The 11,680-nt window shown below is 67.2% G+C and carries 15 protein-coding genes; 3 read left to right on the plus strand and 12 right to left on the minus strand.

The window, feature by feature from the left end; all coding sequences use genetic code 11:
* Positions 1-611: 611 nt before the first annotated feature.
* The 8 genes from ACFXDJ_RS15725 to ACFXDJ_RS15760 form a co-directional block, all read right to left on the minus strand.
* Positions 612-1,796, minus strand: a complete 1,185-nt coding sequence (locus tag ACFXDJ_RS15725; RefSeq protein ID WP_384659129.1) for an integrase — start codon at positions 1,794-1,796, stop codon at positions 612-614.
* Positions 1,797-1,889: 93 nt separating this feature from the next.
* Positions 1,890-2,033 (minus strand): hypothetical protein, encoded by a 144-nt coding sequence (locus ACFXDJ_RS15730; protein ID WP_384659126.1) that lies wholly within the window; start codon positions 2,031-2,033, stop codon positions 1,890-1,892.
* A gap of 81 nt (positions 2,034-2,114) precedes the next feature.
* Positions 2,115-2,756 (minus strand): hypothetical protein, encoded by a 642-nt coding sequence (locus ACFXDJ_RS15735; RefSeq protein ID WP_384659123.1) that lies wholly within the window; start codon positions 2,754-2,756, stop codon positions 2,115-2,117.
* Positions 2,757-2,875: 119 nt separating this feature from the next.
* Complete coding sequence (locus ACFXDJ_RS15740) at positions 2,876-3,085, minus strand: hypothetical protein (protein WP_384659120.1); 210 nt, start codon at positions 3,083-3,085, stop codon at positions 2,876-2,878.
* 205 nt (positions 3,086-3,290) lie between these two features.
* Positions 3,291-3,800 (minus strand): TnsA-like heteromeric transposase endonuclease subunit, encoded by a 510-nt coding sequence (locus tag ACFXDJ_RS15745; protein ID WP_384659118.1) that lies wholly within the window; start codon positions 3,798-3,800, stop codon positions 3,291-3,293.
* Positions 3,797-4,045 (minus strand): hypothetical protein, encoded by a 249-nt coding sequence (locus ACFXDJ_RS15750; protein WP_384659116.1) that lies wholly within the window; start codon positions 4,043-4,045, stop codon positions 3,797-3,799. Before ACFXDJ_RS15750 ends, ACFXDJ_RS15745 begins: the two co-directional genes overlap by 4 nt.
* Positions 4,046-4,274: 229 nt before the next feature.
* Positions 4,275-5,177: a DNA-binding protein gene (locus ACFXDJ_RS15755; protein WP_384659114.1), complete on the minus strand. Its 903-nt coding sequence runs from the start codon at positions 5,175-5,177 to the stop codon at positions 4,275-4,277.
* Positions 5,178-5,820: 643 nt separating this feature from the next.
* The gene (locus tag ACFXDJ_RS15760) at positions 5,821-6,111 is read right to left on the minus strand and encodes a hypothetical protein (RefSeq protein WP_384659111.1); all 291 of its coding nucleotides are present in this window, start codon (positions 6,109-6,111) and stop codon (positions 5,821-5,823) included.
* A 48-nt stretch (positions 6,112-6,159) separates the two neighbouring features.
* Between ACFXDJ_RS15760 and ACFXDJ_RS15765 the strand changes: the two genes are divergently transcribed.
* On the plus strand, positions 6,160-7,185 hold the full coding sequence (locus ACFXDJ_RS15765) for a nucleotide kinase domain-containing protein (RefSeq protein ID WP_384659109.1): 1,026 nt from the start codon (positions 6,160-6,162) through the stop codon (positions 7,183-7,185).
* A gap of 6 nt (positions 7,186-7,191) precedes the next feature.
* Here the strand turns inward: ACFXDJ_RS15765 and ACFXDJ_RS15770 are convergent, their stop codons facing one another.
* The 4 genes from ACFXDJ_RS15770 to ACFXDJ_RS15785 are packed head-to-tail and all read right to left on the minus strand — an operon-like array spanning position 7,192 to position 9,605.
* Positions 7,192-7,980 carry a thymidylate synthase gene (locus tag ACFXDJ_RS15770; RefSeq protein WP_384659106.1) on the minus strand — a complete coding sequence of 263 codons (789 nt, stop codon included), beginning with the start codon at positions 7,978-7,980 and terminating at the stop codon, positions 7,192-7,194.
* Between the two features lie 55 nt (positions 7,981-8,035).
* Positions 8,036-8,929, minus strand: a complete 894-nt coding sequence (locus ACFXDJ_RS15775) for an ImmA/IrrE family metallo-endopeptidase (protein ID WP_384659103.1) — start codon at positions 8,927-8,929, stop codon at positions 8,036-8,038.
* On the minus strand, positions 8,926-9,324 hold the full coding sequence (locus ACFXDJ_RS15780; protein ID WP_384659100.1) for a helix-turn-helix domain-containing protein: 399 nt from the start codon (positions 9,322-9,324) through the stop codon (positions 8,926-8,928). The genes ACFXDJ_RS15775 and ACFXDJ_RS15780 overlap by 4 nt, the downstream gene beginning before the upstream one ends.
* Positions 9,321-9,605, minus strand: coding sequence for a phosphopantetheine-binding protein (locus ACFXDJ_RS15785; protein ID WP_384659097.1), 285 nt, complete (start codon positions 9,603-9,605; stop codon positions 9,321-9,323). The genes ACFXDJ_RS15780 and ACFXDJ_RS15785 overlap by 4 nt, the downstream gene beginning before the upstream one ends.
* Positions 9,606-9,703: 98 nt before the next feature.
* On the opposite strand from ACFXDJ_RS15785, the gene ACFXDJ_RS15790 reads away from it, so the two are divergent.
* Both ACFXDJ_RS15790 and ACFXDJ_RS15795 read left to right on the plus strand, forming a co-directional pair.
* Positions 9,704-10,582, plus strand: coding sequence for a nucleoside triphosphate pyrophosphohydrolase family protein (locus tag ACFXDJ_RS15790; RefSeq protein WP_384659094.1), 879 nt, complete (start codon positions 9,704-9,706; stop codon positions 10,580-10,582).
* A gap of 564 nt (positions 10,583-11,146) precedes the next feature.
* Complete coding sequence (locus ACFXDJ_RS15795; RefSeq protein WP_384659092.1) at positions 11,147-11,293, plus strand: hypothetical protein; 147 nt, start codon at positions 11,147-11,149, stop codon at positions 11,291-11,293.
* Positions 11,294-11,680 lie beyond the last annotated feature (387 nt).

The raw sequence follows: 11,680 nt of genomic DNA on the forward strand, positions 1-11,680 counted from the left end.
CCCTCGGCGCCCGTAGCGGGTGCCCCACTGCGACGGCAGGGCCGCTCCACCAGGTCTGCCGTCCCTGCGGTAGCGGCGCTCGTGCCGGAAACACAGCCCGAGCGGGGAGTCCGCCAGTTCCGGGCAGACCTGGACCCGGCAACTGCCGAAGTCGGGCAGCGCGTGCTGATCGAGGAGCCAGGCGTCGAAGTCGGCGTCGCCGCTGCGGCGGCCGCGATGGTTGTACCAACGGAACTCGTGGTAGTGGCAGAGCTCCAGCGTGCGGTGACGGGAGGGACGCCCCGGGCAGATCTGGCAGGAGCGTTGCTCGACCCCCTCCCCGGGGCCGGCGGGCGGCGCGGTGCGGAGGAACTCGGCTCGTGCTCCTCCCCGGTCGCGGTGCTCGCGCCAGAGCATCTCGTGGGTTGAGCACAGGTCGCCGTGCCCCATCGTGGACCTCTCGCACTCCGCCGCCAGGCAGTTCCACCGGTAGACCGGGTGGTTCGGCGGGACCTTGACGATGTCGGGGCGGAACAGCTGGTCGAACGATGGGGTGCTGATCAACGCGGTCAGGGCTTCCAGCCGGTCCCGGCCGGTGCGGGTGTCCTGCTGCGGCAACAGGGTCGTCACGGTCACTTCGGCTCACCCCGGACAGTGCGCAGGGCCGCATCAAAGGCGGGATCGTGGATGTCGACGTGACCGTAGACCTCGTCGACCGTGGCGGCCGAGGCCCAGCCGCCGGCGTCGCGGGCAATCAGCAGGTTGCCGTCCGATGCGTCGAGAACCGCGCTGGTGAAGTTGTGGCGGAAGGCATGGGGTTTCACCAGGCCCAGGCCGGAGCGTTTCCCGGCGCGGCCGAGCATCCGGCGGGCCCCGACCGGTGCCCACGGCTGCCCGGTCCCGGGGCCGTGGAGCTGGACCAGGAGCATTCCGTGCCCGGCGTCACCGCGCGGATACTCACCGCCGGTGAGGTACTCGAAGTAGGTGTGCACCATCGCCGGGCTGACCCGCTTGATCAGCCCGCCGGTCACCGTGCCGTGCTCGATGCGCCAGGGGTGCTTGGTCTTCGCCTCGGCTCGGTTCGGGTTGTCCGGCCGGTGGCAGACGTGTAGGTGAGGGCTGCGGAACTCGCCGCAGGCTGAGTTCTCGCGCAGGTGCAGGTCCACCAGGTGCAACCCGCAGAGTTCGCCGATCCGCAGGCCGCCGTCGGCCAGCCAGGTCACCAGCAGCCGGTCCCGGGCCGAGTTCACCGTCTCCAGCAGTCGCTCGCGGGCGCCGTCCGGCAGCATCTTCGGGTGCCGGCGGTGCGGTCCCTTCGGCGCGAGCGGGTTCGCTGGCATGGCCGTCTTCACGTGCCCCAGGAGCGAGCGGTGACGGTCCACCCGTGACGGCAGCCGAGTGCCGTCGAGCTTCTCCCCGAGCCCGACGTTGACGCCGAGGGACGCTTGGTGCAGGTAGAAGCCCTTCACGCAGGAGGCCGCCGCCGACAGGGCGGACCGGCCGTAGGGGCGCTTGCCCACTCGCCACGGCTCCCCGAGCGGCATGCGGACCTCGGCCCCGACCATGCCCATGTACCGTTCCAGGTCCCTTAGTTGAACCGTGCTGAACGCCAGGCACTCACGCTCCAGCCAGCGCAGATGGTCCACCAGCAGATACGCGTAGGTCCGCTGCGTGCCCAAGCCGTCGTGCTGCCGCAGGAACCTGTCCACCTCAACGTGAACCGTGCCCTCGGGCCACAGGATCGTCCAGGACTTCCGCCCGCCCTTCCGCTCGATCTGCTGGACCCTCAAGTCCCCGATGATGACGTGCCGTGCCACTCGTCCTCCGTACCGACTCCGGAACATGACGGACGTCCCGGTCCCGGTCGGTAAACGAACCCGCGACGTCCACGTCACAGGCCCAGACGGACATCACGGGCAGCACAACTCACGGTCGGTAAATCCTGCGGCGATCCACTCATCCAGCAGGTCCTGCAACTGCGGCACAGTCCAGCATGCTTCGCTCTCCACGTCGCGGCCGCGCTGGACGACGTTGGAACCGGTGTAGCCGGCCACGTACTGGCAGAACAGGGTGTTGATCGAGGCGAAAGTCCGCTCGACGGGTCCCTTGGCCGCGGGCTGGCGCGGCGGTGCGGGCTACACGCTCACCCCGAGCGTCTCGCACGCGGCGAGGAACGCCGCCGACACGAACACCTTCCCCCGGTCGACGACGACGGTCTCGGGGACGATGACCGGCCGGGCGGCAGCATGCTCCAGGCGTGCGTCGGCGTCCAGGAGCCGCTCGTAGGGGACGCTCGCCTGCGCGAGTTCCAGGCAGGCAGGCCAGTTGGGACGCATCGGATGCGGGACGGCCATCTCGGCGAGCAGCAGCGCGGCGTCGACGGCCTTCGTCCCTTCTGGCCGCAGGACGGCGGCCACGATGCTGCGGGTGGCGACATCCAGCGCGATCGTCAGCTCGGGCCGCCCGGTGAAACCGCGGTCGGAGACGGCCATGACGTCGAGGCGCGTCGTATCCAGCATCACCTGCTCACCGGGCCGCAGCACAGCGGTCGGAGTGAAGGGACGGGCCGGGCTGGACGCGGTCCGCGCGGGACGTCCCGGCATCTCCCTCGCGTCAGCCAGACCCCGTACGAGCCGGTTGAACGTGGACACCGGCGGCAACTTCACCATGCCGGCACCATGAGTCTCGGTGAGGACCTGCCGGGTCATCTCCCGCAGGCCGGTGAGCGTGCCCCGGGAACGGCCGCGCTGACGCCGCAGCGCCTCCAACACCGCCACGACCACCTTCTCATCAGCGCGCCCGGTCCGCGTCGACGGCTTCGTGGAGCGGTGATCCACCAGACCCCACAACCCCTGCCGCCGATAGCGGGAGCGCATTCTGCGCACAGTCGGCACGCTCACACCTGCCCAGCCCAGCCCAGCGAAGCCAGCTCACTGGCTTTGGCCTCCACCCGCTCGCCCATCGGACGCTCCAGCGCGTACTCCGGCCGCGGTACCCCCGAACTGTCCGGTCCGCCAGGCAGCCCGCACTCGATCTCCTGAAGGTGCCGCTGCCATGCCAGGGCCCGTTCCTGCTCCCGTAGAGGCACCGTTTCGAACAACCCCACTGCGGAACCTCTGCCGCGGGCCGGGCGCCCACCACCGCGAAATCGGCAGCCGCGCACAGGTAGCCGGCCAGCAGCGAAGCGACCTCGCCTCCTTCGGCGACCAGCCTGACAACCTGGCCCTCGATACCCGCCACCTGCCAGGTGCGGCCCTCGAAGACCACGTGCCCGCCCACCGCGACCACCGGCCGCCGTACCGAATTGAGGCTCACCGCTCCACCCCATCCGCCACGCAGTCACGGCTGCCCAGGCTGGCGACGACCCGCTCGTGCAACGGCCGCGACAGCGGCACGGACAGGCGCCCCGACCACAGGGCATGGAAAACAGCCGGCCACATGACGAGAGGGTCACCCATGGCCCGGACTCCCTCGATAAGTGGCCGCGGCGCCCGGAAGGAATTCTCCACCAGCGCCATCCGGGCCGGACCGCCACTGTTTCGGGGATGGCGGTAGCCGGCCAGCCAACGGACATTGCCTGCCAGCGCCCGACCGACGGGCTCCAACCGCCGGTAGGCCCAGCCGACCTCCGCGCACGCGGCACTGACGTGCACTGCGGACAGGCGGGCACGCTCCCCGCCAGCATCAGCAACCGCAGGGCAGTCCGCCAGCAGCCCTGTCCCGTCGCTGTACCGGACGAAGAGCTGCGGTACCCAGGACCGCACCGCGCCCTGCTCATCGCGCCGCACCAGCCGCACCGGACGGCCCGCCAGCCCACTCACCCGAGGATCACGGTCGAGAGCATCAGCTGCAGGACCATGGCCGCCGACCCGTGCGCCACATGACGCCCGCTCGTCGACGACCACCACCCCGGACCCCACCGCTTACCCGGCACGACGGGAAACGCCGAGACCGGCAACAGCTCCTCGAACCGCACCGACGCAGCAGCCTTAAACCACGGCAGCTGCCGCACGTGCCCCGACCAGTCCGCGAAAGCTGCCTCATAGCCCGGGCTCGCCAGGCTCACTGCTCCTTGACCACTCATACGGCTAGCCAAGTACGTGAGCCGTGCGCAGAAACACCGGTCCTGAAAGGGCGTCACGCAAACGAATGGACTCCCACCCAAGCCCGGGACATGGCCCTGGATCCCTGCTAAGCAACGCTGACCGGCACCTTGCGACAGGCTGACCAGAAGCTGGAACGCGCCCTGAAGTCTGGCCCGTCGCTGTGAACGACGTGGCCCCCCAGCGCATCACTCAATCCACACTCCGCGCACGTACGGCCAGCTCCTCCAGGACACCAGCGGGGATCCTTCCCCAATCGCCCACGGATGATGGCGGAACGCCTGCCTGGAGGGCCGCCTCCGCGACGTCCAGCAGCGCCCGGTTCACCAGTTCGCCGCCCTCCGCCAAGACACTCAGCAGGGCACGGCTGGACTCAGCGACGGGACGGCTGCCGTGCACGTCGATGTCGGCCAGGAGTTGTCCCACCTCGCGGATCAGGCACTGGATACGGGCACGATCGGCTTCTGGGACAGCCGCGCGCCAGCTGATGGTCCCGGTCTCCCGCTCGGCTAGGCGGCGGAGCTGCGCCCCCACTGAGGAGGGCTGGTGTTCCCGTTTCACCCGCCACGGGTCCCGCCCGTAGCCGCTGGGGTCACCGGTGCCTCGATGCTGGCGGATCACTGCGCCCATCCAGCCGGCCACAAGCGGCCCGCCGTGGTCCAGCGCCGCCAACGGCCCCAGCCACGGCCGCTCCAATCGCGCGCCCAGCTCTCGGAAGAAGGCGCCACCCGGAGAGGGGGCACGGATTCGTTCACGCCCGCTGTCGGCCCACGCCAGCTCCTCCATAGCCGGATCGGACAACGCGTCCGCCACAGCCACCACCTCAGGGAAGACCGCCGCGTCTCGGGCAACGGCCCGCCACCACCAGAACCGCGGCCCGGCGTCCCCGCCCGCCAACCGATGCAGCCGGGTCGGCCAGATTTGCTCCTGGTCCCAGTCAAGAGCCTTCTCCCACCACCAGCAGACCACAGCCCGAGCGAGGCCGAAAACCTTGGCGGGCTCCACTCCAGCTCGACGGGCACGACGATCCACGCCCGCCCATCGCTGCTGTGCCGCGAGGACTTCGGGAGTTCCTCGCAGGTCGAGCTTTTCCATGCCATGCTCTGCGTCCGCATCCAGCCCCCATCGGCCATGCCGCAAGCACACCCGATCCCAGCGTTCGGCGTAGCGGACCGCCCGTACGGCCTCCCAGGAACGCCGGGCAGTACACAGTCGACAGCCGAAGGCCACCGGCCTCACGACGGCACCCCCGACACGCAAGAGAGCCTGTGGAATCCCATCCGTCCCCTGGTCCTCCCACTGCCCCCAGGACGGCAAAGCTCGTCGGAGAATCTCTTGATCTACCCCGCACAAGCCTGCCACCACCTTCTGTCCCTCTGTATCGAGCAGCACTGCCACTGCCCCATCACCCAGCGGGGATCCAGGCCGTAGCGCGTGGCTGCCCGGCACACCAGCGACCAGGTCGTTTCTCCGGGGAGTGGAGCAACGCGAAAGATCCCTACGCGCGGATGAATGTCTTGCGCGATCATGGCCATCCGTCGCTCCACGATGTGATCCCCCGTGCATGGTGTCCCGCGGGGACGAAGGCTGCTTGCTCATCTGGTCTGGCACACGGCAGGTACGCGAGCAGGGGAGCGGGAAGAAATACCTCAAACGGGGCCGCCATGCGCTATCCCCATGGAGACGTGAGCTGGCGTGGTGACGCCTCTGCCACGTGACCTGCGAGGGCGGAGGCTCGTTAGGTCGGCGTGCCGCGGCGTGGTCCGGGTGCGCGTACGACGGGCAGGTCGTTGCGTTGTTCGTCGCCGGTGAGTGCGTCTGCGGGCAGGCTGCGGTAGTGGTGCAGGAGGGCGGACACCTGCTCGGGTGCGACATCGACGGCTGCTACGAGTGCTGCCAGTAGTTCGGCGCGGGAGGTACGTTCGCCGGCTGCTGCAGCCGCGCGGACCAGGATGTTCAGCCTGCGGTCGACGTCCTCGGGCCAGAGCACGGAAGTCGTGCAGCGTTGCTGCTGCCACAGCAACTCCATGGCTCCTCCTCGGTGACAGCGGGTATACAACGAATATATATTGCGTGCATGGTGATGTTGGTGCAAGACCGTCAGGCTCCCGCACGGCTCGGCCCCGCAGTGATTCCAGTGCGGGTGGGTGGCCGGGATCTACAGCCGACACCGGTCTTCGACACGTACTGGCGCTTTGCCGCCGCGCGGCAGGCCGTCTATGAGGCCCGCCTGGCGGGGAAGGCCCAGCCGTGGACTGACGACCCGATTCTGATGCGGCACCGTTTCACCAACTGCTATCGCGCCGCTGACCGTGTCAGCCAGTTCTTGATCAGTGACGTCATCTACGAGGGCGACCAAGAGTGGGAGGAAGTCTTCTTCCGTACTCTGCTGCTCAAGATCTTCAACAAGGAGTCCACCTGGCGGCTGCTGTCTGACGCGCTGGGGGAGCTGCGCTGGGACGGATATGACTACCGCGCCTATGACGATGTGCTGTCACGCACGTTCGCGGCGGGGGAGCGGCTGTACTCGGCTGCCTACATCGTGCCTCCGCCGCAGCTTGGCGAGGAGCGCAAGCACCGCAACCATCTGCGGCTGCTGGAGATGATGATGACCTCCGATGCTCCGCAGAAGGTCGTTGCCGCACCGACCCTGAGGGATGCCTACGAGGTCCTGCTGAGCTATCCGGCCCTCGGCCCGTTCCTGGCTTACCAGTTCGTGATCGACCTGAACTATGCGGCCGAGATGCCGTTCTCGGAGATGGACTTCGTGGTGGCCGGCCCTGGTGCACGGGACGGCATCCGCAAGTGCTTCGGTCCGAGAGCCGATGGCATCGAGTCGGACGTTATCCGGTACATGGCCGAGACCCAGGACGAGCACTTCGCCCGCCTGGGTCTGGTCTTCCCCGGACTGCGAGGACGGCCTCTGCAGCTGATCGACTGCCAGAACCTGTTCTGTGAGGTCGACAAATACGCGCGCGTTGCTCACCCGGATGTCGCAGGCATCAGCGGGCGCAGCCGTATCAAGCAGACCTACCGCGCTACGACGGCACCGGTGCCGGCCTGGTTCCCGCCGAAGTGGGGAATCAACGACGTGGTCCGCTGAGGCTGTCTATGCAGCCATCGGCGTGGTGCCGCTCAGCAGTGGGCGAAGGGCAGCGATGGGTCCGTCCAGGTGGGCGTGCCCGGCGATGACCGTCAGAGTGCCAGGTGTCAGTCCTGCTTGGTTGGCGATGTAGGCCAGGAGCCGGCCGAGGCCCAGGTAGTTGCCGTAGGCGCGTTCGAACATGTAGTGGCTGCGATACAGCGCTGCGCCATGGACCTTGCCGTCGCGGTCTAGCTGGAAGGAGCAGTGGCTCAGACAGGGGAAACCCCGGTACAGGTTGTCGCGGTCGGCGGCGTGGACGAGTGCCTCGGCGGGCACTTCGCCGTCGGAGGGGTGCGCCAGGTCGGCCTCGTACGCGGCCGTCATCGGCCCCTTGGAAGACGCCTGTTTACGGAGCCGGCCGATGATGTTGCCAATCTGGTCAATCTGGCCCTTCTCCGTGCCCGGGTAGGAAACGAGTCGGCCGAAGTAGGTGCCGTGAGCATTGCCCGGGTACCGCCTCAGCCTCGGATATGCCGCCCGATACCGGGCTACCAGGCTGGCATGGTCAGCAGCCTGGGCTGCGAGCGCAGCGGGGAAGATCGTACTGGCGACGGTTTCGATAGGCTGGTGCTTCTTGGCGGTACGCAGCCGGTCCAGGTCATCTCGGAAGCTGATGTCGTCGGAGGCCGGGTTGGTTATGCGTACGACAGTGTGCAGGCCAGTGCGGGTCGGGTTGTCTTTGCGGTCGAGGGCGTTGCAGGCGGCGATCCAGGCGCGAGTGACATCACGGCCTGTGACATCGAAGCTGATCATGAGACCTCCTGGCATGGCAAGGGGATGAAGCGCGGTCCAGCGGGGGCCGTGCGTGTCAGTCAGGCCATACGTCGTCCACACCGGCGCGGGGTGAGTCCCGGATGACTTCCAGCTGTAGTGGCTCGTCCTGGCCGGGCACTGAGACCTGTAGGACAACAGATCCATCGAGTTCCTCGCTCACCACGGCCGCTTCGCCGGCAGCAGGGGGAGCCCCCGTTGTCCAGAGAGCAAGACCTTTGGGCAACGAGGTGAAGCCGGCGCCGTCGATACGGACGAGGAGGACGTCACCGACATCTGCGTGCAGTTGCTGAAGATGAGAGCCAGCGGTGATCACATGGACATGCGTGTTCGCAGGCAGGGCGGCACCGCCGGTCAAAGTGTGGCGGAGAGCAGCTGGGGCGATCTTTACCCAGCGGCTTGCCCGGCCTTCGTCTAGCAGCCGGAGATGTTGTAGGTGCCGCACAGTGCCCGCGTACGACGTACCCAGATCCCTGGCTAGTCGGTACACCTGCTCTGGACTGGTCGGGGGCCCCTGACTGATCCGCTCGAGTCCGAGCAGCACTGCTGGGCGGGGCATGAGGAACCATGCGGCGAAGGCTTCCGCGGTCTTCTCGTGATCCGGCCAGCTGCCGTTGCCCCACCGGAGCAACGGGCTGAGGTTGTCGTCGGCTGAGGTGCCGTGAAGAAGACGATGGTGCCCTAGTTCGTGGGCAGCTGTATGCCGCTGGGTGACGATGTCGAGGTCGGCGTTGAGGAGCACGGCTGGACCGTTGTCAGAGGGGGAGACGTAGACGCCAAACAGCCGTGGCATGGGCCGCGCCATGCCTACCACTCCAGCTACCTTCAACGCCTTGTGCATCGGCACGTACTGCGTCCGGTCAATGCCGAGATCACGGTGGGCTTGGACAGCAGCGATCCCGGCGATACGGTGCGCTGTTGCCCAGTTCACTGCTTGGTGTCCCGCCCGGCATCCTCCTGTTCGGCCGCGCGGCGAAGCGAGAGGTACTCAGCGAACTCCATCACGGTCTTCTGGTCTCCGTCGGTCAGCTGGGCCAGCGCCCGCGGTAGTCCGGCCAGGGCGTACTCGCCGGCATCCGCGTCCTTCTCATCGGCCAGAAGGTAGGCAACCGGCTGCCGGTACAGGCGGGCCAGCTTCTTCAGTTCGAGGCTGTCTACCCGCCGCTCACCGCGTTCGATGTCGCTGATCGCGGATCGGGGGATCCCGGTGTTGTCGGAGACGAACTGCTGCGACATGTTGAGGTAGTCGCGGGTCTTCTTGAGCCGTTCCCCGAGCTGGATCAGCTCCGGGTCGCGTGCTCTGGCGTCCGAAGAAGGAGGGGTCATGACTGCTGCCTTTCGACGATGGCCTCTAGCACCGCGCGAGCGAAGGATTGAACAGACCGTGTGGCCTGAGCCGACTCACGGTCGGCGGGAATGGTGACGGAGTAGTGCTCCTCGATGCGGGTGAGGATCTCCACGATCAGGAGTGAGTCAACTGGCAACTCGGCTCCCGATTCTTCGAGCTCTGCGCGGACCTCCGCAGCTGACTGACCCTGCAATTCGGCGAGAAGCTCGATGATGATCGAGGTGATCTCTTCGAGTCGTGGCGTCGCAGTACTCAGCACTTCCCCCAATCGTCTGCGTTTCCAACGGTGTTGTCCTAGGATACGACAACGTCGCGAATCCCGACAGGGGTGTCGCAACATCAGACAAGGGAGCGGATATGGACTTCCAGCGCTACCAGCAGGCTGCCATCAAAACCCTGGAGCCCTCTGCGGACGACACTGACCCTGTCCTTGTGCCCCTCTTGGGGCTTGCCGGCGAAGTTGGATCCCTCTCGACCGCCTACAAGAAGAGCCTGCGGGACGGCCCCGCCTTTGAGCAGGGCAAGCTCCAGCTCCGAGAGGAGCTCGGCGACGTGCTGTGGTACGTAGCTGCCCTGGCTCACCGCTTCGGCCTCGACCTTGATGACGTCGCGGCCGCGAGTCTGGAAAAGACCAAGGATCGCTGGCGGACGACCCCAGAAGCCGAACACACCCGTTTCGATGATCACTTTCCTGAACACGAGCGTCTGCCACGTCAGACGCGACTCACCTTCACCCCCACAACCCGGGACGATGGCCGCACTCTAGTTTTTGTGACACGGGAGGATGGAAAACCGGCCGGGGACCCATTGACCAGTGCCTCCCACATCGAAGACGACTACCGCTTCCACGATGTCTTTCATCTAGCCCACGCGGCAGTGCTCGGCTGGTCGCCGGTTACGCGCTTCCTTCTCGGCCGCAAGCGCAGGAGCGACACTCGGACAGACGAGGCCGAGGACGGTGGCCGTGCCATCGCGATCGAGGAAGGTATCTCGGCTCTTGTCTTCTCCTACGCCGCGCGCCACCGCTATTTCGCCGACATCAAGCACGTGGACAACGAACTTCTGACCACCATCGCTCACATGACCGGACACCTGGAAGTGAGCATCTGCCGGGCTGCAGACTGGGAGCAAGCCATCCTCACGGGTTACACAGCCTGGCGCCAGCTTCGTGAACAGAACGGTGGCATCGTGCATCTGGACCTTGATCGGCGACTTCTCAGCGTTGAGCCTGCATAAGCAGGTTGGTTGGGTGCTGCGCAGTTTCACTGAGGCGCGACACCGGTCACAATCGGCAGGCGCTGCGGACCATGCCCTTGCTTCCAGTCTCAATCCGACTCTCATTTTGAGTCAGAACCTCGTGGCCTCAGGGCCAGGGTTCTGGAAGACTGGATGCACGGCGCCTCCCGTACGCCAGCCGGGTCAAGAAGTGGTGTGGGTGCCAACCGCACGCGTGGCATACGACCGATGCCTTCGCGAACCCGCCGGTTCCATACGATCCTCGTTCAACAGGGGCCCCTGACCGAAGGCGAGACCGGAGGGACCAGGGAGCGGGAGCGAAGAGCCCCGTCATCAGGAGATGACAAGCCCGCGCCTACTGCTGCCGGCCGCCCGCGGAGCGGGCTGGCCCTGAAGGCGGAGCCGGAAGACCAGGGGTGGGAGTGGAGCGGACACCCCAACGGGCCAAAGGCCTGTGTTGGCCTGGTTGTTGTCTCGGCTGAGGGCTTGTAATCGTCGGTTACCTGGGAGGGCTGTGGGGAGGTTGATCAAGTCTTGAGTGTTACGTGGAAGAAGGAGAGCGTCATGGCGGACGAGCAAGAGGTTGAGGCCACCCCGGAGGAGGTTCCGGTGGAGAAGCCGACTCTGGTGGCGGGGACTCAGAAGCTGGAGTCGAAGCAGATCACGGGGCAGGTCATCACGCACACGATCGTCAAGCCCCTTCCGGAGTAGTTCGCAGCGCAGCAGGTTGGAAGAGGAGCGGACCCCGTTCAGGCGGTCCGCTCCCACCGACCGCCAGTCGAGAGAAGCCCGCACCCCATCTCACTGCTGCCAGCAGGGACCGCGGAGCGGGCCCTGGCCTTGGGAGGCGGAGCCGGAAGGGCCCGGGTGGGAGCGAAGCGGACACCCTGAACAGGCCGAAGGCCTGGACCCCGTGAAGCGGGGTCACCTCCCGCGCGAAGCGCGGGAGCCCATGGGCCCGCGAAGCGGGCCCCGCCCGGGTGGAGCGCAGCGGAATCCGGGCCAGTCCGAAGCGAAGCGCAGGACTCCGGCCGAAGGCCGGCCATAGCTCGGAGCGAAGCGGAGAGCCAGGCGCCGTAGGCGCCCCGGCCGAGCGCA

This window comes from Streptomyces sp. NPDC059443 (assembly GCF_042750105.1).
Classification (GTDB): Bacteria; Actinomycetota; Actinomycetes; order Streptomycetales; family Streptomycetaceae; genus Streptomyces.

Coding starts and splice junctions, on each gene's coding strand:
- ACFXDJ_RS15795 (WP_384659092.1), top strand. CDS start 11,147: ATGGCGGACGAGCAAGAGGTTGAGGCCACCCCGGAGGAGGTTCCGGTG.
- ACFXDJ_RS15755 (WP_384659114.1), bottom strand. CDS start 5,177: ATGGAAAAGCTCGACCTGCGAGGAACTCCCGAAGTCCTCGCGGCACAG.
- ACFXDJ_RS15765 (WP_384659109.1), top strand. CDS start 6,160: ATGGTGATGTTGGTGCAAGACCGTCAGGCTCCCGCACGGCTCGGCCCC.
- ACFXDJ_RS15770 (WP_384659106.1), bottom strand. CDS start 7,980: ATGATCAGCTTCGATGTCACAGGCCGTGATGTCACTCGCGCCTGGATC.
- ACFXDJ_RS15790 (WP_384659094.1), top strand. CDS start 9,704: ATGGACTTCCAGCGCTACCAGCAGGCTGCCATCAAAACCCTGGAGCCC.
- ACFXDJ_RS15780 (WP_384659100.1), bottom strand. CDS start 9,324: ATGACCCCTCCTTCTTCGGACGCCAGAGCACGCGACCCGGAGCTGATC.
- ACFXDJ_RS15760 (WP_384659111.1), bottom strand. CDS start 6,111: ATGGAGTTGCTGTGGCAGCAGCAACGCTGCACGACTTCCGTGCTCTGG.